This is a genomic window from Streptomyces sp. NBC_01233 (assembly GCF_035989305.1).
In the GTDB taxonomy this organism is placed as follows: Bacteria; Actinomycetota; Actinomycetes; order Streptomycetales; family Streptomycetaceae; genus Streptomyces.
The window spans coordinates 1,074,012-1,097,286 of record NZ_CP108514.1; the positions used below are offsets into that span (position 1 = coordinate 1,074,012).

Here is a 23,275-nt window from a genome sequence, read left to right on the forward strand (position 1 = left end):
ACCGCTAATGCTCCTTGCCGCCGGTCTGACCGACGAAACGGCGGCCAAGAGGCCGGGCGTCTCCCCGCGTACCATCCCGTCGGCAGATGGCCGCGCTCATGGAACTCGTCGAAGCGGCGGGCTGCGCGAAGCGGGAGGCTGGGGGCCTGTGCCGTCCGACGCGCAGCTCCTCGCGCCCTGACTGTGGTTGCTCGGTTGCCCAATGGCGAATCCTAGCCCTGCTGGGAGAGCAGGGCCTCCACCTCCTCGTCGGAGAGTTCGGCGATCTGGGCCTCGACGGCGTCCGTCACCACTTCGGTGAGGGTGGCCACCGTGGTCGCCTCGAAGAGTCGCCGCAGGGGGATGGTCACCCCGAACACCGCGCTCAGCCGGGCCAGTACCCGGGTGGCGAGCAGGGAGTGGGCGCCGAGCACGAAGACGTCGTCGTGGACGCCGATCCTGTCGATGCCAAGCATCTCCGTCCAGACCCCGGCGACGATCTCCTCGGTGGGGTCGCGGGGGGCCACGTACGGGTGCTCGAACTCGGGGCGGTCCGGCGCGGGGGCCGGCAGGGCCTTGCGGTCGACCTTCTTGCTTGAGGTGAGGGGAAGTTCGGCCAGTGTCGCCCAAACCGACGGGATCATGTACTCGGGCAGCCGCTCGCCCGCGTACCGCCGCAGTTCGGTGATCTCGGGTGTGGTGTCGCCCTCCGGGACGAGGTAGGCGACCAGCCGGCGGTCCCCCAGCCGGAGGTCCCTGGCGACCACGACGACCGCCCGCAGGGCGGGGTGCTGGGCCAACACGGCCTCGATCTCGCCGAGTTCGATCCGGAAGCCGCGCAGCTTCACCTGCTGGTCGATCCGGCCGAGGAACTCGATCGTGCCGTCGGACAGGTACCTGACCAGGTCACCGGTGCGGTAGAGCCGGGCGCCGGGCTCGGCGCCGAACGCGTCCGGGATGAACTTCTCCGCCGTGAGTGCGGCGCGGCGGTGGTATCCGCGGGCCAACCGCAGCCCACCGAGGTGCAGCTCGCCGGGTACGCCGACGGGGACGGGCTCGCCGTGCGCGTCCAGGATGTACGCCCAGGTGCCGGGGACGGGCCGGCCGATCGGCATCGCCGCCTCGCCGCGGCCCGGCGGATCGGCCGGGACGGGGTGCAGCACGCAGGTGACGGTGGCCTCGGTCGGGCCGTAATTGCAGAGGAACCGGCCCGGCAGGCCGGTGGCCGCCCAGCCGCGCGCGTCGTCGACGGTGACGACGTCGCTGCCGACGTTCATCAGCCGCAGGCCCCGCATCCGGGGGTCGTCCGGGGTGAGCCCGGCCAGCACCTCCCGGTAGTACGCCGGGGTGATCTCCATGATGGTGATCCGGTGCTCGGCGACCCGGTCGGGCAGCTCGGCGGGGCTCCAGAAGAGCGGGTCGGCCACCACCACGGTGGCGCCCGCGAGCAGGGTCGCGGCGATCTGGTCCATGGCCACGTCGAAGGTGAGCGCGGAGAGCAGCACCACCCGGTCGTCGGCCCGGATGTCGTAGGCCTCGGCGATCACCCGGCAGTGGTGGGCGTAGGAGCCGTGCTCGATCAGCACGCCCTTGGGCTGCCCGGTGGAGCCGGAGGTGTAGATCATGTAGGCGAGGTCGCCGGGCTCGGCCCGGTGCGCGAGGTCGGTGGCCGGGTGGGCGGCGATCAGGCCCGCGTCACCGTCGGTACGCACCAGCGGGCAGCCGACACCCGCCAGCCGGCCGGCGAACCGATCGGTGGTGACGATCACGGCGACCCCGGCGTCGCAGAGCATGAACTCCAGCCGCTCCGCAGGGTGTTCGGGGTCGACCGGCAGGTACGCGCCGCCGGCCTTGAGTACCGCGAGCAGGGCCACCACCACATCCGGGCCGCGCTCCATGCAGACCGCGACCAGGCTCTCGCCGCCGACGCCGAGCGACCGGAGGTGGTGGGCGAGCCGGTTGGCGCGCTCGTTCAGTTCGGCGTAGCCGAGGGTCTCGGCTCCGAAGGCGACCGCCTCGGCGTCCGGCTGCTCGACGGCGCGCCGCTCGAACAGCTCCGGTACGCAGACGGTCTCGGCGGTGGCACGGGCGTGGCCGTTCCAATCGTGGACCAGCCGCCGCCGTTCGGGGCCGGTGAGCATCGACGGGCGGCTCAGCGGCGCCTCGGGGTACTCGGTGACTCCGCGCAGCAGGCTCAGGTAGTGCCCGGCCATCCGCTCTACGGTGGCTCGGTCGAACAGCGCCGCCGCGTACTCGAAGAGGCCGTGCAGGCTGCCGTCGGCCCTCCGCCCCAGGGAGAGAGTGAGGTCGAACTTGGCGGTCTGCCAGGGCGCTGCGACCCGCTCCACCACGATGCCGTCGAGGCTGAGCGGGGTGCGCTGCGCGTGCTGGAGGTCGAACATCACCTGGAACAGCGGGTTGCGGGAAAGATCCCGCTCCGGCTGCAGGTCGTCGACCAGCCGCTCGAAGGGCAGGTCCTGGTGGCTGTAGGCCGCGACCACGTCCTGGCGGACCTGGTCGATCAGCTCGGCGAAGCTCGGGTCGCCGCCGAGATCGGCTCGGAGCACGACGGTGTTGATGAAGTTCCCGACCAGCTCCTCGACTTCGGGGCGGGTGCGCCCGGCAACCGGCGTGCCGACCGAGACGTCGCTCTGGCCGGTGTACCGGGCGAGCAGCAGGTGGAAGGCGGCCAGCAGGACGACGAACGGGGTCACCGAGTGCCGGCGGGCCAGCGCGTCGACGGCCTCGGTGAGATCGGTGGGCACCGCCATCGCCAGCAGCTCGCCGCGCGCGTCGCGGACGGCCGGGCGCGGACGGTCGGTCGGCAGCTCCACCGGGGTGAGCCCGGCCAGCCGCTCGCGCCAGTGCGCCAGGTGCCGCTCCGGGCTGGGACTCTCCGCCCAACGCGCCTGCCAGGCCGCGAAGTCGGCGTACTGCACGGGCGGGCGCGGCGGCACCTCCGTACCGGCGCGGTAGGCGCGGTAGAGCAGCCCGAGATCCCGGGTGAGCACGTCGGCCGACCAGCCGTCGACTGCGATGTGATGGGCCGTCAGTGCGAGCAGGTGCTCCTCCGCGCCGACCCGCACCAGCAGCACCCGCAGCGGCGCCTCCCGGTCGAGCCGGAACGGCCGCCCGGTCTCCTCCCGGAGCAGCGCCTCGGCCTGCTCGACCGCCACCGGGTACGGCAGTCGGGAGAGGTCAACCGGGGTGGTGTCGAGCGGGGCGGGCGGGTCGATGACCTGGACGGGCGAGCCTTCGGGCGCGATGTACCGCGTCCGCAGCACTTCGTGGCGGGCCACCAGTTCGTCCAGCGCAAGGGCGAGCGCCTCGGTGTCCAGCGGCCCGCGCAGGCGCAGGGCCATCGGCACCAGGTACTCAGCGCTGCCGGGTTCGAGCTGGTCCAGGAACCACATCCGGCGCTGCGCCGAGGAGGGCGGCACCGCCTCGGTGCGGGGCACCGGGGTGATCGGGCCGGCGGTGTCGGCCGCCAGCGCCTCCGGGACGGCCAGCAGCTCCGCCAGCCCGGCGACCGTCCGCCGGGTGAACACCTCGGCGACCGGCACGTCGGCCCCGAAGGCCGCGCGCAGCCGGAACACCAGCCGGGTGGCCAGCAGCGAGTGCCCGCCGAGGTCGAAGAAGTCGTCCAGCGCGCCGATCCGGTCCAGCGTCAGCACGTCGGCGAAGACGGCGGCCACCGTGGTCTCCACCGGGCCGCGCGGCGGCACGTGCTCCTCGGTCCGTCCCTCCAGCCCTGGCAGCGCCTCCCGGTCGACCTTGCCGCTGGCGGTCAGCGGCAGCGCGGGGAGGGTGCGCAGCACCGACGGGATCATGTACTCGGGCAGCCGCTCGGCCAGGTGGGCCCGCAGCCGGGCCGGCCCGGGGTCGGCGCCGGGCACGGGCACCACATGGGCGACGAGCTGCCGCTCGCAGTAGACCCCGACGGCCGCCGCGGCGACCCCGGGGTGCTCACAGAGGACGGCCTCGATCTCGCTGGGTTCGATCCGGACCCCGCGCAGCTTGACCTGGCGGTCGAGCCGGCCGAGGTACTCCAGGCAGCCGTCCGCGCGCCGGCGGACCCGGTCACCGGTGCGGTAGAGCCGCTCTCCCGGAGCCTCCGGGTGGGGGTTGGGGACGAACCGCTCGGCGGTCAGGTCACCGCGCCCGGCGTAGCCCCTGGCCAGCCCGACGCCGGCGACGCAGAGTTCACCGGGGACGCCGACCGGGGCGAGCCGGCCGTCGGTGTCGAGGACCAGGGCCCTGGTGCGGTCGATCGGCCGGCCGATCGCGACGATCTCGCCGGGTTCCTCCCCGGTGTACTGCCAGGAGGTCACGTCGATCGCGCACTCGGTGGGGCCGTAGGTGTTGGTCAGGGTGACGGGCAGCAGCCCGAGTAGCCGGTCGCACAGTTCGGCGGGCAGCGGTTCGCCCGCGCTGAACACCAGCCGGAGCGCGGTGCAGTCGGCGAGCCCGGGTTCCTGGACGAGTACCCGCAGGACGGACGGGACGAGCTGGAGCACCGTCACCCGGTGCTCGGCCACCGCTCGGACCATCGCCGCCGGGTCGCGCGGCACGCCGTCAGCGGCCACTACGACGGTCCCGCCGGAGACCAGCGGGGCCAGGAACTCCCACATCGCGGCGTCGAAGCCGACGGTGGTCTTCTGCAGCACCCGGTCGGCCGGGCCGAGGCCGTGCTCGCGGACGGTCCACAGCACCCGGTTGCGGATCGCCTCGTGACTGACCACCACACCCTTGGGCCGGCCGGTGGAGCCCGAGGTGTAGACGATGTACGCGGCGGAGGCCGGGTCGACGGCGGGCAGCGGCTCGGTGCTCCGCCCGGCGATCGCCTCGCGGTCCTCGTCCAGCAGCACCAGGGCGACGGCGCTGTCCGGCAGTTCGTCGCGGATCCAGGCCTGGCTGATCAGCACCGCCGCACCGCTGTCGCGCAGCACGTGGTCGCGGCGGTGCCGGGGGTGGTCGGGGTCGATCGGCACGTACGCCGCGCCCGCCTGGTGCACCGCCAGTAGGGCGGTGACCAGGTCGGTGTCCCGGCGCAGGGCGACGGCCACCGGGGTCTCGGGGCGGACGCCGAGCTCGTACAGGTGCCGGGCCAACCTGGCTGCCCTGGCGTCGAGTTCGGCGTAGCTCAGGGTCTCGGTGCCGAACACCACGGCGGTCGCGTCCGGCGTCCGGGCGGCCTGCTCGGCGATCAGCTCGGGCAGGCAGTGCTCGGGGGCGGTGACGGCGACGGCCGGGCCGGCGACCAGGGCGCGCTGCTCGGCCTCGTCCAGGATCTCCAACTCGTCCAGCCGCGCCGACGGATCGGCGATGACAGCGGCCAGCAGCCGCCGGTAGTGGCCGCCCAGCCGCTCGATGGTGGCGCGGTCGAACAGCGCGGTGGCGTACTCGAAGCCGCAGCGCAGGTGCCCGTCCGAGTGCTGCTGGATGGAGAGCATCAGGTCGAACTTGGCGATCGGCCAGCCGATGCCGAACTGTTCGACCTCCAGGCCGGGCAGCGCGAACGCACCTGTCGCGGGCGGGCGCAGCTCGAACATCACCTGGAACAGCGGGTTGCGGGACGGGTCGCGCTCGGGCGCCAGCTCCTCGACGATCCGCTCGAACGGCATGTCGCCGTGGCCGTAGGCGGCCAGCACCGTCCTGCTCACCCGGCCAAGCAGCTCGATGAAGGTGGGCCGACCGGACAGATCGCCGCGCAGCACCAGGGTGTTGGCGAAGAAGCCGATCAACGGCCCGGTCTCGGTCCTGGTCCGGCCGGAGACGGCCGTGCCGACCGCCAGGTCCCGCTGGCCCGTGTAGCGGCCGAGCAGGGCGTAGAAGGCGGCCAGCAACACCACGTTCGCGGTGACGCCCCGGTGCGCGGCCAACTCGTCGACGGCCTCGCCGAGGTCGGCGGGGACATCCACCGCGATCCGATCGCCCCGCCAGTCGCGCACCCGGGGTCGCCGCCGGTCGGTGGGCAGCTCCAGCTCAGGGAGGCCGGCCAGGCGCTCGCGCCAGTGGTCGAGCATCCCGGCGAAGGCGGGCGTGCCGGTCAGGGCTCGCTGCCATACCGCGTAGTCCGCGTACTGCACGGGCAGCGGCTCGACCGGCCAGCCGGAGTAGTGCCGGGCCAGCTCGTCGGCCAGCACGTCGATCGACCAGCCGTCCGAAGTGATGTGATGTAGCGTCAGTAGAAGGATGTGGTCCTGCTCGGCGATCCGGATCAGCGTCGCTCGGGCCGGGATCTCCGCCGCCAGGTCGAACGGCCGCGCGAGATCCTCGTGGACCAGCCGCATCGCCTCCCCGTCCTCCGGTGCCTCCAGCACCGTCACCGGGATGCGCGCGTCCTGGTCGATGATCTGGAAGGGCTCGCCGTCGTGCTCGACGTACCGGGTGCGCAGCACGGCGTGCCGTGCCGTGACCGCGTCAAGCGCGCCGAGCAGCGCCTCGTGGTCGAGCCAGCCGCGCAGCCGCAGCGCGAACGGGACGAGGTAGTCGGTGGCTCCGGGCGCCAGCCGGTCCAGGAACCAGAGCCGCTGCTGGGGGAAGGAGAGCGGCAGCGGGTCGTCATGGGAGACCGGGGTGATCGGAGCCCGGTCGACACGCTCGGCGATGGCCAGCACATCGGCGAGCCGGGCCACGGTGCGGGCGGTGAACACCTCGGCAAGCGGCAGCTCGACGGCCAGCAGCTCGCGGAGCCGGAAGGCCACCCGGGTGGCCATCATCGAGTTGCCGCCCAGCGCGAAGAAATCGTCGTGCACGCCGAAGTCGGTGATGCCCAGCAGCTCGGCCCAGAGCTCGGCGACGGTGTGCTCCATCGGGGTGCGCGGCCCGGTGCCGTCCTCGGTCGCGGCGGCGATCCGGTGGGCCGCCGGGTCGGGCAGCGCCCGACGGTCGACCTTGCCGCTCGGGGTCAGTGGGATCTCGGGCAGCGAGACGTACAGGGCGGGCACCAGATGCTCGGGCAGCAGGCGGCCCAGGTGGGCGCGGAGCTCGTCCACCTCGGGCGCGGCGCCGTCGGCGGGCACCAGATAGCCGACCAGCCGGGCCTCGGCGCCGGTGCCGTGCGCGACGACGGAGGCCTCGCGGACCGCCGGGTGGGTGGTCAGCGCGGCCTCGACCTCGGCCGGTTCGATCCGGAAGCCGTGGATCTTGAGCTGGGTGTCCACCCGGCCGGCGAACTCCAGCTCGCCGTCCGGGCGGTGGCGCACCAGGTCGCCGCTGCGGTAGAGACGGTCGCCGGGCACCGCACTGAACGGGTCGGGCACGAAACGGTCGGCGGTGAGATCGCCGCGCCGGTGGTAGCCGCGCGCCACCTGCGCACCACCGATGTACAACTCGCCGACCACGCCCGGCAGTACCGGCCGCAGGTTGTCGTCGAGCACGTACATCCGGGTGTTGGCGATCGGTGTGCCGATCGGGAGCGCACCCGGTTCGAGGTCGGCGGCGCGACGCACCAGCACCGAGCAGCCGACGGTCGTCTCGGTCGGGCCGTACTCGTTGAAGACCACCGTGTCGGGCGCGTGCCGCTGCCACGGCGCGAGCATGGCACCGGTCAGCAGCTCGCCGCCGAGCACCAGGTGGGGCGCAGCGGTGCGCAGCGCCTCGGCTGACAATTCCCGTCCCAGGATACCAAGATGAGTTGGCGTCAGTTTCACCAGGTCGAAGCTGTCTCCGGTCAGGGTGGCGACCAGCGCGTCGATGCCAGGGGTGCCGTCCTCGGCGGTGAGGGTGACGGTGGCGCCGGTGAGCAGCGCCGGGAAGAGCGAGGTGACGGGCAGGTCGAAGGCGACCGAGGAGTAGAGCGGGGTACCCGCGCCCTTCGACAGATAGGTCCGGGCCGCCCAGCTCACGTAGTTGACCAGGTTACGGTGCGTCACCGTGACGCCCTTGGGCTGCCCGGTGGAGCCCGAGGTGTGGATCAGATAGGCCAGGTTGTCCGGCGCCGCCCACTGCTCGGGCGGCGCGGCCCGGGTGCCCGTCCCGACCGGGACGACCACGCCCGCCCAGCCGGCCTGTTCGAGATCCGCGCTGGTGATCAGCACACTGGCACCAGCCGAGCCGAGCAGCTCCTCGCGGCGCAGCGCGGGATGCTCCGGGGCGAGCGGCAGGTACGCGCCGCCCGCCTTGAGCACCGCGAGCAGGGCCACCACCAGGTCGGGGCCGCGCCGCAGGCAGACGCCGACCAGCGTCTCCGGGCCGACCCCGGCCTCGCGTAGCTGGTGCGCCAACAGGTTGGCCCGGCCATCCAGTTCACGGTAATTCAGCTCACCGGACGGCCACCGCACCGCGACGGCCTCCGGTGTGCGGGCGGCCTGCTCGGCGAGCAGCTCGTGCAGGCAGCCCGCAGGCATCGGCTCGGCGGTTTCGTTGCACTTCTCCACCGTGGAGTACCGGTCCTCGGCCGAGATCAGCTCGATCCGGTCGAGCGGCGTCTCCGGTGCGGCCAGCACGGCGTCCAGCAGCAGCCGGAGGCTGTCCGCGAGGCGCTGCACCGTCGTCCGGTCGAACAGCACGGTGGCGTACTGGAGCCGGGCGTTCAGCCGTCCGTCCGGCATCTGGTCGACGTCGAGGGCGAGGTCGAACGCCGAACCGACCAGTGGCGTCCTGACCAGCTCGACGACCAGCCCCGGCAGCACGATCGGCGCGGCCGCCGCGTTGTTGAGCGAGAATGACACCTGGAAGAGCGGATTGCGGGAGAGATCCCGCTCGGGGGCCAGCTCGTTCACGATCAGCTCGAACGGCGCGTCGGCGTGGGTCAGCGCGGACAGCGTGCTCTGCCGAACCCGGCCCAGCAGGGTCTCGAACGAGGGCCGGCCGGTCAGATCGCCACGCAGCACCACGGAGTTGACGAACAGACCGATCAAGCCTTCCGCCTCCGTCCGCGAGCGGCCCGAGACGGGGGTGCCGACGGGGATGTCGGTCTGCCCGCTGTAGCGCGCCAGCAGCGCCTGGAAGACCGCCAGCAGCACCATGAACCTGGTCACCCGGTGCCCCCGGGCGAACTTGTCGACCTGGGCCACGAGTTCTGCGGGCAGCTCGAACCGTACGACATCGCCGTCGCCCTCCCAGACCGGCAGCCGGGGGCGGTCGGTGGGCAGCTCCAGCGGGGCCATGCCGGCCAGCCGGGTGCGCCAGTAGTCGAGGCGCTCGGCCAGTCGTGGGCCGGAGAGCCGCTCGTGCTGCCACTGGGCGAAGTCGGCGTACTGGATCGGCAGCGGCGCGAGCGCGGCGGGCGCGGCGCCGGTCCGCTCGCGGTAGCCCGCCGAGAGTTCGGCGCCGAGCAGGTTCCAGGAGAGCCCGTCGAAGGCGATGTGGTGGACGACGATCAGCAGCAGGTGGTCCTCGTCCGCGAGCCGGGCCAGCAGCGGGCGGATCGGCAGCTCGGTCGCGAGGTCGATGGGGCGGCGCAGCTCGCGCTCGACCAGCTCACCGGCCCGGCGCTCGCGCTCCTCGGGGGCGAAACCCGTCAGATCGTGCTGCTCCCAGGCCAGCTCGGCGACCTCGCGGACCTGCTGCACGATCTCCCCGCCGAGCGACAGGCATCGGGTGCGCAGCACCTCGTGCCGCTGCACGACGGCGGCCAGGGCGCCGGTCAGCGCGGCGGTCTCCAGGGCACCGCGGATCCGCAGCGCCAGCGGCAGCAGGTAGTCCGGCGAGCCGGGCCGTAGCTGGTCGAGGAACCAGAGCCGCTGCTGTGAAAACGACGCCATCCGAGCCGCACCCGTCCCACGGTCGGCATCCCCGAAGCTGTCGTCGCTGTCCACCGGCTACCTCCACGGATCCCCATGACGCACACCGCGTCCGTCGCGCAGCCTGCCTGGCACGGGCCCCGGGACGCCAGGGACGGACCGGCAGCGGTCGGTTGCCGGTCCTGCTGCGCGTCTGTCTCTGGTCCGGGCGCGCTGCGGCGGGCACGCTCGCCCCGTACCGAATCAACGACACACCCCGCACCGGGCACTCGTGCCGGCAGGGCGACACGCCAAGGAGGGCCGTTCATGGCCGAGGAAGACGCCGACACCCGCCCCTACCTGGTCGTGCTCAACGACGAGGAGCAGTACTCGATCTGGCTCGCCGACCGGGAGCTGCCGCTCGGTTGGCGCGCCGAGGGCACCAGGGGCAGCCGCGAGGAGTGCCTGGCGCACATCGGCACCGTGTGGACGGACATGCGCCCGCTCAGCCTGCGGCAGCGCATGGAGCAGACAGCGCGCGGTTAGCGACGATGAACACGCCTGCCCCGTCCCTGCCCAGCACGTGGGCGCGAACTCTCTGGGAACCGACTATGCGCGAATCTGACGGCGGGCCGTCCGGGGTGCTCGGCACCATCGGCGGCACGCCGCTCGTGGAGCTGACCAGGCTCGACCCGTCGAGCCCGTTCCGGATGTACGCCAAGCTGGAGGCCCACAACCCCGGCGGCAGCATCAAGGACCGGTCCGCGCTGGAAATGCTCCAGGACCGGATCCGCGACGGCCGGCTCGTCCCCGGGCGGTCCGTGGTGGTCGAGTCCAGCTCAGGCAATCTGGGTATCGGGCTGGCCCAGGTGTGCGGGTACTTCGGGCTCCGCTTCATCTGCGTGGTGGACCCGAGGACCAACAGACAGAACATCGCGATCATGCGGGCACTGGGCGCCGAGGTCGAGGTGGTCACCGAAACCGACCCGGCCACCGGCGAGTACCTGCCGATGCGGATCCGCCGGGTCCGGGAGCTGGTCGAGCGGATCGACCACGCCTACTGGCCGGACCAGTACTCCAACCTCCTCAACCCGCGCGCCCACCACGCCACCATGCGGGAGATCTTCGAGGAGGTGCCCGGCGGGGTGGACTACCTGTTCTGCGCGACCAGCTCCTGCGGCACCCTGCGGGGCTGTGCGGAGTACGCGCGGGCCAACCGCCTGCCGGTGACGATCGTCGCGGTGGACGCCGAGGGCAGTGTCCTCTTCGGCAACGCCCCGGGCCCCCGGCTGATCCCCGGCCACGGCGCGGCCGTCCGGCCGAAGCTGTACGGCGAGGGGCTGGCCGACGCGGTGGTGCACGTCGCCGACCTCGACTGCGTGGTCAGCTGCCGCCGGCTCGCCGCCCGCGAGTCGATCCTGGCCGGCGGCTCCTCCGGCGGGGTGGTGGCCGCGGCGCTGAGCATGCGCGACCGCATCCCGCCCGGCTCCACCTGCGCGCTGGTCTTCCCCGACCGGGGCGAGCGCTACCTCGACACGATCTACGACGACGACTGGGTGACGGCACGCTTCGGCGACGTCTCCCACCTCTGGAAGGAAAGGAAGTCGACCATGGGGGTGGCATCGTGCTGATTCTGGGAGCCGGTCAGGTCCGGCAGGCCCTCGACGGCGCCGAGTCGGAGGTGGTGGAAGCGGTGCGCCAGGCGTACCGGCTGCACGAGCGCGGGCTGACCGAACTCCCGCACTCGGTCTTCCTGCGCTTCCCCGACAACGCCCGCAACCGGATCATCGGGCTGCCCGCGTACCTCGGGGACGACTCCCCCGTGGCCGGGATCAAGTGGATCTCCTCCTTCCCCGGCAACGTGGCCGCCGGGCTGGAGCGGGCCTCCGCGGCGCTCATCCTGAACTCGATGCGGACCGGGCAGCCGGAGGCGCTGCTGGAGGCCTCGGTCATCTCGGCCCGCCGCACGGCGGCCAGTGCCGCCCTCGCCGCCGGCACGCTCGCGCCCGCGGGGCCGCAGACCGGTGTCTCGCTGATCGGCTGCGGCGTGATCAACTTCGAGGTGCTGGTGTTCCTGAGCGCCCTCCTCCCGGAGCTGGACACCGTGACCGTCTTCGACCTGGACCGGAGCCGGGCCGAGTCGTTCGCCGCCCGCTGCACGGCCCGCCGGCCCGGCGTCAAGGTGACTGTGGCCGACCGGGTCGAGGACGCGCTCGCCGCCCACCGCCTGATCGCGCTCGCCACCACCGCCTCGACACCCCACCTCGCCGTCGAGTCCTGCCGCCCGGGCACCCTGCTGCTCCACCTGTCGCTGCGCGACCTCACGCCGGAGACCATCCTGGCCGGCGTCAACATCGTCGACGACGCCGACCACGTCTGCCGGGAGGCGACCTCGCTGCACCTGACCGAACAGCAGGTCGGGAACCGCGACTTCATCACGGCCTCGCTCGGCGAGGTCCTGGCCGACGACGGCTACCGGCGCGACGAGACCGCCCTGACCATTTTCTCCCCCTTCGGCCTGGGCATCCTCGACCTCGCCGTCGCCGACCTCGTCCGCCGCACCGCCGACCACCTCGGCCTCGGCACGCGCATCCCGGACTTCCTCCCCAGCTAACCGATCAGGATGGGGCACCCAAGGGGGCGCGAGGCTCTGCTTGTCAACTGCGTGCGCGAAGCGGAAGGCACGGCGTGTGTCCTCCCTGCTACCGCAGTTCCCCACGCCCCCATCCTGATCGGGTACCCATCGGTCAGTCCATCCGGAGGTCGACAGCCAACCTGCACAGGGCCGCCCGGTCGGACCGCCCGGTCTTGTGGATCAGGCTCGCCAGGTGTTTCTCCACCGTGCGCGGCGAGATGGAGAGCCGCCGGGCGATGTCCTGGTTGCCCGGCCGTTCGACCAGCAGTTCGAAGACCTCGTACTCGCGCGGGGTGACGCCATGCGCCCGCAGCTCCGCGGGTATCCGGTCCCGCCCGCCGCGCCGCTGCGCCACCCTCGCACCGGCCTGCCGGATCATCGCCCGGCAGGCCCCCACCACCGGCGGCACGTCGAGGTCGTGGAAGTGCTCCTCGGCTATCCGCAGCCACCCCACCGGGTCGCCCCAGCCGTCCGCCAGCGCCGCCTCCGCGAGCAGCCGCAGGCCCAGGTGATGGCCGGTCGGGAACAGCTCGGCGCTCTGCCGCGCCGTGCGGACGACGTCCATCGCCTCCTCCGTCCGCCCCTCGCGGCCCAGCAGCACCGCATCGGCGAGCAGCAGGAATTGCCGGTTCCAGGCCAGTTCGGCCGCCGGGGTGGCCGCCACAACGGCGTACTCGGCCCGGCCCGCCGTGCCCGCCAGCACGGCCAGCAGCGGGCCGAGACCGTACCGGCCGCTCAGGTAGTACATGCTCGGATGCTCGTCCTCCCAGGCCACCGCGGCGGCCAACTCGGCCGTCGCCAGCGTCCGGTCCTCCTCCAGCAGCGCGCAGAAGGCCCGGCACAGGCCGAGCAGGACGGGCGTCAGGAAGGACTCCGAACCGTCGGCCCGGGCGAAGGTCAGCAGGTCGCGCTCCATCTCCCGGCGGCGGCCCCGGTGCGCGGCGAGCGTCGCCGAGGTGAGCAGCAGGTACCGGTGCGTCCCGAGGTTGCGCATCCGCGCGCTGGCGTCGAGGCAGCGGTCGATGATCTCGCGAGCCGTCCCGGGATCTCCCCGCAGGACGGAGTTCATCGCCAGCAGGCCCTCCACCCGCTGGGTCAGCACGATCGCGCCCAACTCCCTTGCGGCGTCCCTGGCCTGTTCGAGCCTGCGGGCGTCGCCGGTCCGCATGAAGGCGTTCCCACCCAGCCGCATCAGCGCCTCCACCCGCCAGACCGGCAGGGCGTGCTGCTCGGCCACCGCCAGCATCCGCTCCAGGCAGGCGTCCGCCGCGTCGAAGCCGCGTTCGCGCGCCAGTAGTGCCAGCAACTGCCAGGCCTGACAGGCCACCACCGGGAGTTTCTGGCGCTCCGCCACCTCGGCCGCCTCGCGGGCGAGCCGTTCGGTGTCCGCCGGCCGCCCACCCTGGCCGGGGAGCAGTGCGAGGTGTGCCTCGACCACGGCGAGTTCGGCGGTCTGTTCCGGCCGGCCGGAGTCGCCGAGCAGCGCCTTGGCGGCGGCCACCTGACGGATGGTGTCCGCACTGCGCTCGGCGATCACGGCCACCCAGGCCAGCCGGGTGTGCAGGGCGCCGCCGCGCTCTCTGCCGAGGGCCGCCGTGCCGAGCTGCGGCAGGGTGGCGACCAGGGCGAAGGCCCGGTCGAGCTGGCCGAATTCGGCGAGGGCGTAGAGCAGCGACTCGGTGATTTCCGTCCGGGCCGGCCCGGTGGCGAGTTCGTAACCGCGCTCCAGCAGCAGGACGGCGGTGCCAGAGGCTCCGCCGGCCAGCGCCCGACGGCCGGCCTCTGCGTAGAGCAGCGCCGCAGCGGCGGGGTCGCCGCCCGCGACGAGCAGCCCCGCGACCAGCCGGCACCGATCGTCGGAGAGCGCCGGGTCGGCCGCCTGCAGCCCGGCCGCGGCCCGCCGCGCGATGGCGGCCCGCTCGGCCGGGGAGATCCCGGCCAGCAGTGCCTGGGCGGTGAGGGCGTGCCGGAAGACGTACTCGTCGGCCGCCGAGGCGTCCGGGAGCACGAAGTTGGCCCGGGCCGCGACGTGCAGCTGGTCGAGCAGCGCCCGGTCACCGTGCCCGGTGACGAGCTGCAGGGTGGAGAGCGTGAACCGGGCGCCCAAGGCCGCTGCGAACAGCAGAAGTTCACGGGTCTGCGGGTCGAGCAGGTCGAGGCGGTGCCCATAGCCCTGGACGACCGTCGCGGGGACCGTCCCGGTCAGGTCACCGACCACCACCCAGGTCCCCTGCTCGCAGAGCGCCCCGGAGCGGACCATCTCGGCGAGTAACTCCTCGATCAGGTAAGGGTTTCCGTCGGCCCACCGGACAAGCCGGTCGACCACCGCGGCAGGCACGCGCTGATCCGGCACACCGAGGCAGCCGGCCGCGATCGCCCGGGCCTCCGGCTCGTCGAGCGGCCGGAGGGCGACGACCGAGGCGGCCCGCCGCCGCTCGGCCGCACGGGCCAGATCGAGCGCGGGCCCGGGGTCCGGCCGCAGGGTGGCCACCAGCAGCACGGGCTGCCCGGCCAGATTGTCCATCAGGTACTCGACCACGGCGACGGTCTCGGAGTCCGCGTCGTGCAGGTCCTCCAGAAGCAGGACGCAGCCCGCCTCCCGGCCGAGCACGGTCAGCAGCCGCAGCAGTGCCTCGGCGAGTTCGACCACACTCTCGGGGGAGTCCGGGTACGCAGGATTCCGCCATTCGGGAATCAGCCGAGCCAACGCCAGCCGGTACGGCACGAGTTCCAGGTCCGCCGGGACGCCGCTGGTCCGGAACCGCGAGTGCAGCGCCTCGGCGAGCGGACGGAACGGGGTGCCCGCACCGGCCGAACTGCCACGACCGCGCAGGACCGGCAGACCCATACCGGCGGCCTGGTCGGCACAGTCGCCGACCAGTCGGGATTTCCCCATCCCGGCCTCGCCCAACAGGAAAACCGTGTGGCCGCCCGCTCGCTGAAGTTCCGTCAGAGTTCTGTAGAACAGTGCGAGTTCGGCGTCCCGGCCGATGGTGACCGGCGAAGTGGTACGCATATCTGCAGGTTACTGGATCATCCCGACGAATCGACAGCCTGCGAATCCGGCCACCTCGGCGCAACCGCACGGGCATCGCGACGGCACCATCCAGCAGCATGTCCAACAGAGGACCCGGCACCGCGCAACGGGCGCGCCGGCTCCCCTACCTCCCCACCCATATGGTTCTGCCACAACGGCTTCACCGGGCCGACCACAATTCACCGGCTCGTCGTCGGCCGGTCACCGGCGGACCTGCCAAGTCGGCCACCACCAGGCCTGTCGCTCCTGATTACCGGCGCTCCTCGTCGGGCACCACGGTAATGGACACGGTCGGCCACGGGTCGTGCGAGAGCCCGACACTCTGGTGCGCGCCCAGCAGGCCGGAACGGCGCCCGAGACCGCCGCCCGCGCGCAACCTGATCTCACCGGCCGGGTGATCAACTGCGGTGCCAGACCGCGTGCCCAGCTGCTTCCACGACTGCACCAGATCGTTGGCATTCATGATGACAGGAGGTCTTCCTTTCCGGAGGGTTGCGCCGTCGGAACCGACGGACGTTCAGAGGTCGGCGGCCGCAGGAGCAGCGCCGAAGCTGTGAGGTCTGCGAAGCCGAGCCGCAGCAGGCCGTGGCCGATCCCGGCGAGGCCGGTCAACAGGCCCGGGGTGGGCAGGGCGGCAGGCGTGCCGCAGCGGGGACCGTGCCGGTCGAGAGCCTCCAGCAGAGCACCGGTCCGGCGGGCCAGCGCCCGGCTGACCTCGGGGCCGGGCGCGGCGCCGAGCAGTTCGAGGATGCCGAGTTCACCGTGGCAGAGGCTGTGACCGGGCAGCGGGCCCGCCGAGGCGACCAGCCGGACGGCGTCCCCGACGGCCCCGGCCAACGCGGGGTCCGCCATCGCGGCCGGGCTTTCGGCCAGCGCCAGCGCGACACCCGGCAGGCCCTCGCACCACGACAGCCCGGACACCCCCTCGGCCCGCGCCGCCGCCGACGCCGCCGTCCCCGTCACCGCCGACCGCAGTGCAGCCGTGCCGGCCCGCTCGTACCGGGCTCCGCCCCCGGCCGCCGCGAAGCCGAGCAGCGCCCAGCCCACCCCGGCCGCGCCCGCCGCGAAGCCGGGCGTCGGGGGCAACGGCCGCCCGACCAGCCGGGCCGCGCACACCTCGGCAGCCCGCCGGGCCTCGGCCGCGCCCGTGATCCGGTGCACGGCGAGCAGCGCGGCCAGGCCGCCGGCGGTGCCGTCGCGGACCCCCTGCGTGTCCTCCGCCTCGGCGGCGGCGACCGTGAGGGCCGTCGCGGGGGCGATCCAGTCACGGATCTCGGCATCGTCCAGCTCGGTGGCCACCCGGGCGAGCGCGTAGACGATGCCGCCCAGACCCGCGAAACCCCCCGACCCGACCACGCCGAGCTCCTCGGGCCGCGCCGCGAGCCGGTCCAGCAGGCGCGGCACCGGCCGCAGCACCTGGCGGGCCGCCTCCGCGTAGCGGGACTCCCCCGTCAGCGTGGCGAGTTCGGCCAGGAAGAGAGCCGGCCCCGGGTAGCCGCCCGCCAGGTCGGCGCCTGCGGGGCCGACCCGCCAGTACCGGTCGCCGAGCAGTTCGAGCGCGAGCCAGTTCGTCCGGGCCGGGCCGTGGTGGGCCCGGCCCAGCAGCTGGTCCGCGATGCCCCGGGCGGCGGCGAGCAGCCGGTCACGGGGGGCAACGATCCGCGCCCCTGGTCCGGCGGCCAACTGCGCAACCGACTCTGCGATCGGCGTACCGGTCCCGTGGGCGGGGGCAGTGGACCGGCTCGCCATCGCCGCCCGGACGATCCACTCCTGACCGCCGAGGCTGCCAGGGCTGTCGGTGTCGGCCCCGCCCCGGTCCATCGCGCGGAGCCGGTCGGCCACCCGGTCCAGACCGGGGCGTTCAAGGGCGCCGGGCAGCCGTCGGCCCGTGCCGCTCCACAGGTCCACCGCTGCGGGCCTGGTGGTGAACAGCGGGATGTCGCCCTCCCACAGCTCGGCGATCTCGTCCTCCAGGACCAGCGGCCAGCCCAGGTCGCCGAGGGCGTCCGTCCCCAACAGCCGCAGGATGGCGTCCCGTTCCGCCGCGTCCCGCAGGACATCGGGGTGGGTCGACTCGGTCAGCACCATCGCGTACAGCTGGGTGCCCCGCGCCACCACCCGCACCACGTCGTCGGCGAACCGTTGCAACCGGCCCTGCTCCCCCAGCAGTTCGTCCCGGCCTTCCAGGATCGCGCGCCGCCCGGCGCGGAGCCCGGCGAGCAGCGCCTCAGTGTACGCCTCGGGGTCGGCGTCCACGCCGTCCAGCCGTGGGCGGTTCGCGGCGCCGCCCAGCGCACCGACCCGCCGGACGAGCCGCATCTCGTCGGTGCCCGCCGCCGCCCAGTCCACCACCTCCACCGGCGACCGGGCGCCCGGGTCTCCGCCCAGGCCGGAGGCGTCCAGCGCCGTCTCGTCCCCGACCAGCAGATGCGGTAACAGGCCGGTCCGGAGCACCGATCCGGTCAGTACGAGCGCCGCCGGGTCCTCCTCCGATTCCTCCCCCGCGGCCACCGGCGCCGCCGGGCCGGGCGGGTGGAAGAGGGTCTCGACGTCGACCAGGACGGGCTGGTCCGCGCACGCGATCAGGTTCTCATAGTGCAGGTCGGTGGCGTCCAGCAGGTGGACCAGGGCGAGCAGCGCGCCCTGGCGGTGGTAGAAGCGCTCCACCTGCGTGCCCGTTGTGCAAGGCTCGGGGGAGACGTACTCCACCCAGCCGTAGTCGGACCGGTCCAGCAGGGCCAACGTCCGCAGCCCGGGCGTCCCGGGCCGGGCGTTGAACCAGCTGACCAGCTCGTTGAAGTGCCGGTGCGCGCCGATCGGCCGCGGCTTGTACACCACCCGCGTGCCGTCGGCGAAGCGCAGCACCGCGACGCTGCGCCCGCGACGGTGCCCGTCGCCGGCCGTCCGGTCGACCGCGACGAGCGGCCCGGGGTCGGCGCCGTGCAGCAGGGTCGCCACCAGCTCCGCGCGGTCGGCGCCGAACCGGTCGAGCAGCTCCGCCAGCGCGGCGGCGGAGTTGACACAGCTCTGGGCCAATATCCTGGCGAGTACGGGGTATTCGTTGAACAGCCCGGTCATTCCCGCCCGAGTCGAGACCGTGCCGAGGAAGGAACGAAAGCGCTCTGACCCTGTGTCGCCCGAGAGCCGCCCGACCACTCTGGCGACATGGAGTTCCAGGACCAACGTCCGGGCCGCCAGCCGCCCCAACGTCGTGGCGAGCCGGCCCACGAACTCGCGGACGACGGCTGCGAGTTCCACCGGTATGCAGCCGACCGCCGAAGTCAGCCGCGTTCCGGCCAGCTCGGCGAACGGCGCGAGAACGGCCGCGAACCCACTCGTCCCCGGCAGGTCACCACCCGGCGCGGACGGCTGCGCCGACATCCCGGCAAGGGCCGTCTCGGCGAACTCCGCCCACTCCGGCCGCTCCCTGCACGGCAGTTCGGCGGGGTGAAGGCCGCGCACCCACCAGGCGGACATGACGGAGTCCACCTCGGTTGATGACGCGCTCGTAACGATCACAGCCAGAGAGTGGCAGCCCACAGCCAAGTGCACAAGAGTGGCCTCCAGATAGCGAGGGCCTCCCCCGGCGGGGGCCACCGCACCCCGCCGATCCCCCGGGCCCCGCCTCCGGACACCGCCCGGGGCGCCGGCCGCACCTCCCCCGTCAGCCCTTTCCCGGTGCCCGGCCGGGGAACAGCCGCCAGAGCGATGGCACACTCCGGGCGGGCCCGGCGGTCAGGAGATGGGCGCGCACCATCCGCACGTCACACGGGGCAACACCGAGTTCTTCGACAATTCGGCGAGTGGTCACGTACTCGATGCCCTGCGCGGCCGTCCCCTGCTCCCAACGGTCGTACCCCGCCGCGAAGGAGTGGGGTGCATACGGCTCGGCAACTCCCGCGAGCGTCCCCACCCCCGCGCCCGTGCCGGCCCCGGCCGCCCGCGCGAGCTCCTCCGCACGGGCGTGCTCGCGGGCGATCTCGGAGAATCCGCAGACCGCCAGGCTCGCCTCCTCCGCCTCCGCCAGGCTGACGCTGCCCCCGAGTGCCCGCGCCAGTCGGTTCAGCTCCAACGCGCGGGCCAGCGACAGCCGGTAGACGTTGGAGCTGGCCGCCCCCAGGATGACGGGCTGCGGCGACCAGCAGCGCACTCGCCTCGAACGGGTGCCAGTCAAATACCCGCTCCACCCCAGTGGTGTGCTCGGCCGTCAGGCAGAACCCCGGGGCGCCCAGCCGGAGCCCACCATCAACGACGAGGCCGACGGAGTCCGCTTCTTCGTCCGGGAGATCGCCCTTGCCGTCGAGGCCGTCTGTGAGCCGGAGCGTACGTACCTCTACTCGCTCGGCAGCCAGCAGGGCAATGCGCATCTGCACTGGCACGTCGCCGCTCTGCCGTCCGGCGTCCCTACCCTCAGCAGCAGTTCCACGCTCTGATGACCAGATTTTGTCGCCTCCCGACAACGCCACAAACCGGCCTGCGCGTCGGATCGGCACAAGACCGCGGCTCCGCAGAAGGCCTCCCGTAGCCGCGCCCGTGACGGCCCGAGGGTCTCGGGTGGAGCACCTGGGCCGGGACCGACTTCTGCTGGGCAGCAGCGCACGCATCGACCCCCCAGCGATCTAACTACTCGTCAGTAAAGTCAGCAAAGGGTCAGCATTCGTCCGACTAAAGCTGACCACAGCCTGCTTCATATGAGACTCCACCTCAAGGTCGGGAGGCGCTTCCAGAGGCTGAGGTGACTGCCCTCAGACCCCCAGAAACGGAACGACTGTACGACCCCCCGCACACGGCCCCTCCTCAGGCCATAACCGCAGTTCAGTGCACCCTCCCCCTGGGCTTCAGGCGGGTCACGGGGAGTTCCGGGGCCAGAATCGGAGCGCCGTCGTAGCCCTTTACCTCGCCGTATCTCGTCCCGTTCATCCAGTTCTCGCGGGCCTGCGCGATATCCTCTTAGTACTCCTGGCCGACCTCGCCGCCGGCCGCTCCAGCTTCGGGAGTCCCCGCGAGGACCGCCAGCCCGGCCTGACGCCCCGACAAACGCATCCAGAGTCTTGTCGACTACCCACAACGACGGTTTCTGAATGTCCCTGGCACGGTAACGGACAACCATGACCTCAGAGGAGAGACCGCCGAGCCGCCCGCGCGGCCGCCGAGTGGGGCAGAACCGCGACCCTTAGGCATCGCGCATTCCCCGCCCGGGGGCTGGGCCGCCCCACCCCTGAGAAATCCGACTGTCCGTCAGCTGGGTCAGCATAGAGTCAGCATTCGTCTGACTAAACCCGACCACAGCCTGATCTACGTGAGACTCAGCAGCAAGATCCAGAGGTGCCCGCGAGATGGGGCTGACCTTCTCCAAACTTCAGGCAGCGGAATATCTGATCCCGACCACAGTCATCCTGCGCTTTGCCTCAAAAGAACAGGTCAGCAGGCTCTCACGCTCCGGTTCGATCGAGGTTGAGGGAAGGCAGGAGACGGAAGCGGAAGGCGGTCGTAGCCATTGATCTCGCGCCGCAGCGGGTCCCGTTCGTCCCATTTTTGCTCTCGTTGAACTCGAACATGATGCGGGTGGCGCTGGAGTAGTAGGCGAAGGCGACCACGACCGCCTCCACACCGCGGCCGCTGCCGGCGAGCGCGATGGCCAGCAGCAGGCCCAGCGCGTTGGTCAGGACGGACATCGGCGCGACGATGGTGTCGATGCGCAGGTTGCCGTAGTCCCAGGAACGCAGCGTGAGCCGCCGCGACTCCGCGACCCGCGAGCGGTGTTCGGCGGCCTCGCGGTCCTCGGCGGCGAACGCCCGGACCGTGTCGATGTTCATCAGGCTGTCGGCGACGTGCCCCGAGACCCGGGCGATCGCCGCCTCCCGCTGGACGACGAGCCCCTGGCGGCGTCGGATCAGGGGGGCCACGCACAGCGCCGTCAGGACGATCGGCACCAACAGGGCGACCACGAGCAGTGGTTCGTAGTGCCACAGCACCACCGATCCGAAGATCAGCGGTACGAACCTGCCCACGAGCGAGAACGTCAGCGTGTCGACGAACTCCTCGAAGTGCGAGGCGAAGCTCAGCACCCGCTTGGTCAGGGACCCGGCGAAGTTGTCGTGGAAGAACGCGGCGTCCTTGGCGAACAGCTCGTCCATCCCGGTCACGTACAGCTGCTCGATGCCGCGGGCGTCGAGTCGGTTGAGGCAGTGCAGTCCGAGGCGCCACAGCCCTTCCGCGAGCAGCAGGACGGCGGCGAAGGCGAAGACGTAAGGCAGCATCGGGCCGATGTCGAAGCCGGCGCCGGCGCCCGTACCGGTCCCGCCGCCCTCGGCGATGCGTGCGACGAGCTTGGCGACGACCAGCGGCGCGATGTAGTCGATGCCGATGTTGCCCAGCGCCGGGAGCAGCATCGCGGGAACCGTCAGCCACTTGAGGCGGGCCAGCTCCCGTTCGTAATAACGAAGGGCGAGGAGCACCGGGCCCCTGCCCGGCGAACCTTTGTGCGATTCAGGCAATTCCATCCCAACCCTGCTTTGCCGGACCTACAGGACAGGATTGGCAGTCTCCCGCGACGGCACCCGCGCAGTCCAAGTGTTTTTCGCCTGACCGCCCGCCAGCACCGCCGGGGTCGGGCCGTCGGGGCGGACGGTGATGCTGTACGCGGCCTTGGCGGGGAGGGACCGGAAGCGCGGGACGTGCGCGGGCAGCAGGTGCTCCAGGAGGACGGTCGACTCGCGGAGGGCGAACTGCAGGCCCAGGCAGGCCCGGGGCCCGATGCCGAAGGGGAGGTAGCTCCCCGGGTGGGCGGGGCGCCGGCCGGGGGTGGTGAAGCGCCCCGGGTCGAACCGGGCGGGATCTCCCCACAGTCCGGGGTCCCGGTGCGTGAGGTAGGGGCAGACGATGACGTCGGTGCCGGCCTCGACCTCGTATCCGGCGAGGACGTCGTCCTGTGCGGCGCAGCGCGGAAGTATCCACGCGGAGGGGTAGAAGCGCAGCGTTTCGTTGACGAGGGCCTGGAGGGCCTGGCGCCGCTCGGGGGACCCCTGGGCGCCGGCGGCGAGAGCCTGCTCCCGCGCCTGCGGGTTGCGGTCCAGCAGGAGGTAGAGCCAGGTCAGGGTGGTGGCCGTGGTCTCGTGACCGGCGACCAGCAGGGTGACCAGCTCGTCGCGGATCAGCCGGTCGGTGTATTCGGGGCGCGTCCCGGCCGCGTCCAGCAGGACGTGCAGCAGCCCCGGGCCGTCGGGTCCGGCCTCGCCCTCGCGGGCGGCTGCGATGGCGCGGCTCGCCACCGCGTCGATCTGCGCCAGCTCGGCGGAGACGGCCTCCCGGGCGGCGGCTCCCTCGACGGGCAGCTGGGGCAGTGCGGCCACCACGGCGGGCACGGCGGCGAGTTCACGTTCCGTGGCGGTGTCGAGGGGGTGTCCGGTCAGGGAGCGCCAGATGGTGTCCAGGGCGAAGCGGCGCATCTCCTCGCCGACGTCGAGGACCTGCCCGCTGCGGGCGTACGCGGCCCAGCGCGCCGCGGTGGTCCGGGCGGCCTCGGTGATCCGCTGCTCGTAGCGGCGCATTCCCGGACCGGTGAACTGCGGTTGCAACAGCCGCCGTTGCCGCTGCCACGCCTCGCCGGTCGCGGACAGGAGGCCGTCGCCGATCAGCAGCCGGGCGCGGTGCGAGCGTTTGACGTACCGGTCCGGATGGAGCGCGAGCACGTGCTGGACGGCCTGGGCGCCGGTGACCAGCACGGTCGGGCGCGGCCCGAGACGGAACGCGGCGACACCGCCGAGCCGCTGGTGCGCCTGGGCGAAGAGCTCGACGAGTTCCCCTCCCCCGTCGCGCCACTGCCCGACGGCGCCGGGATCCAGCTCGGGGACCCGGCGGCCGGCGGAGGACGGACTCGAAAGGGGGCCGGGGCGGGCGTGGGGGGCCACGGGCGTGCTCCTGTTCGGCGGCACCGGGTGCGGTCATCACGCACTG

The 23,275-nt window shown here is 72.8% G+C and carries 10 protein-coding genes and 2 pseudogenes; 4 read left to right on the forward strand and 8 right to left on the reverse strand.

Translation table 11 applies throughout. The annotated features are described in order from the left end of the window. Window positions 1-212: 212 nt before the first annotated feature. Window positions 213-9,689: a non-ribosomal peptide synthetase gene (locus tag OG332_RS05355; RefSeq protein ID WP_327412337.1), complete on the reverse strand. Its 9,477-nt coding sequence runs from the start codon at window positions 9,687-9,689 to the stop codon at window positions 213-215. Window positions 9,690-9,974: 285 nt separating this feature from the next. Between OG332_RS05355 and OG332_RS05360 the strand changes: the two genes are divergently transcribed. The 3 genes from OG332_RS05360 to sbnB all read left to right on the forward strand — a co-directional run bounded on the left by OG332_RS05360 (window position 9,975) and on the right by sbnB (window position 12,261). Further along, the gene (locus OG332_RS05360; RefSeq protein WP_327412338.1) at window positions 9,975-10,193 is read left to right on the forward strand and encodes an MbtH family protein; all 219 of its coding nucleotides are present in this window, start codon (window positions 9,975-9,977) and stop codon (window positions 10,191-10,193) included. Window positions 10,194-10,258: 65 nt separating this feature from the next. Beyond that, window positions 10,259-11,278: a 2,3-diaminopropionate biosynthesis protein SbnA gene (gene sbnA / locus OG332_RS05365; protein ID WP_327412339.1), complete on the forward strand. Its 1,020-nt coding sequence runs from the start codon at window positions 10,259-10,261 to the stop codon at window positions 11,276-11,278. Continuing rightward, window positions 11,272-12,261: a 2,3-diaminopropionate biosynthesis protein SbnB gene (gene sbnB / locus OG332_RS05370; RefSeq protein WP_327412340.1), complete on the forward strand. Its 990-nt coding sequence runs from the start codon at window positions 11,272-11,274 to the stop codon at window positions 12,259-12,261. Before sbnA ends, sbnB begins: the two co-directional genes overlap by 7 nt. Before the next feature lie 133 nt (window positions 12,262-12,394). On the opposite strand, the gene OG332_RS05375 is transcribed toward sbnB, so the two are convergent. The 4 genes from OG332_RS05375 to OG332_RS05390 all read right to left on the reverse strand — a co-directional run bounded on the left by OG332_RS05375 (window position 12,395) and on the right by OG332_RS05390 (window position 19,493). Then, window positions 12,395-15,298, reverse strand: a complete 2,904-nt coding sequence (locus tag OG332_RS05375) for a helix-turn-helix transcriptional regulator (protein WP_327412341.1) — start codon at window positions 15,296-15,298, stop codon at window positions 12,395-12,397. Window positions 15,299-15,569: 271 nt separating this feature from the next. Continuing rightward, a complete protein-coding gene (locus tag OG332_RS05380; RefSeq protein ID WP_327412342.1) occupies window positions 15,570-15,782 on the reverse strand; it encodes a hypothetical protein in 213 nt (70 codons plus the stop codon). Next, entirely contained in the window at window positions 15,779-18,796 is a 3,018-nt protein-coding gene (locus OG332_RS05385) for a type 2 lanthipeptide synthetase LanM family protein (RefSeq protein ID WP_327412343.1), read from the reverse strand. Before OG332_RS05385 ends, OG332_RS05380 begins: the two co-directional genes overlap by 4 nt. A 187-nt stretch (window positions 18,797-18,983) precedes the next feature. Beyond that, window positions 18,984-19,493, reverse strand: a complete 510-nt coding sequence (locus tag OG332_RS05390; protein WP_327412344.1) for a hypothetical protein — start codon at window positions 19,491-19,493, stop codon at window positions 18,984-18,986. Between OG332_RS05390 and OG332_RS05395 the strand changes: the two genes are divergently transcribed. Beyond that, window positions 19,483-19,752: a hypothetical protein gene (locus tag OG332_RS05395; protein WP_327412345.1), complete on the forward strand. Its 270-nt coding sequence runs from the start codon at window positions 19,483-19,485 to the stop codon at window positions 19,750-19,752. The genes OG332_RS05390 and OG332_RS05395 overlap by 11 nt on opposite strands. A 382-nt stretch (window positions 19,753-20,134) precedes the next feature. On the opposite strand, the pseudogene OG332_RS47785 reads toward OG332_RS05395, so the two are convergent. The 3 genes and pseudogenes from OG332_RS47785 to OG332_RS05405 form a co-directional block, all read right to left on the reverse strand. Then, window positions 20,135-20,269, reverse strand: a pseudogene (locus OG332_RS47785) (pirin family protein); the annotation flags it as partial. A 590-nt stretch (window positions 20,270-20,859) separates the two neighbouring features. Continuing rightward, window positions 20,860-21,822 (reverse strand): annotated as a pseudogene (locus tag OG332_RS05400) (ABC transporter transmembrane domain-containing protein); the annotation flags it as partial. 21 nt (window positions 21,823-21,843) lie between these two features. After that, the gene (locus OG332_RS05405) at window positions 21,844-23,229 is read right to left on the reverse strand and encodes a cytochrome P450 (protein ID WP_327412347.1); all 1,386 of its coding nucleotides are present in this window, start codon (window positions 23,227-23,229) and stop codon (window positions 21,844-21,846) included. Window positions 23,230-23,275: the final 46 nt, after the last annotated feature.

What these genes read in the sequence shown, in the direction of transcription:
- OG332_RS05355 (WP_327412337.1), bottom strand. Translation starts at nt 9,689, where the DNA reads ATGGCGTCGTTTTCACAGCAGCGGCTCTGGTTCCTCGACCAGCTACGG.
- OG332_RS05380 (WP_327412342.1), bottom strand. Translation starts at nt 15,782, where the DNA reads ATGAATGCCAACGATCTGGTGCAGTCGTGGAAGCAGCTGGGCACGCGG.
- OG332_RS05375 (WP_327412341.1), bottom strand. Translation starts at nt 15,298, where the DNA reads ATGCGTACCACTTCGCCGGTCACCATCGGCCGGGACGCCGAACTCGCA.
- OG332_RS05360 (WP_327412338.1), top strand. Translation starts at nt 9,975, where the DNA reads ATGGCCGAGGAAGACGCCGACACCCGCCCCTACCTGGTCGTGCTCAAC.
- sbnA (WP_327412339.1), top strand. Translation starts at nt 10,259, where the DNA reads ATGCGCGAATCTGACGGCGGGCCGTCCGGGGTGCTCGGCACCATCGGC.
- OG332_RS05385 (WP_327412343.1), bottom strand. Translation starts at nt 18,796, where the DNA reads ATGTCCGCCTGGTGGGTGCGCGGCCTTCACCCCGCCGAACTGCCGTGC.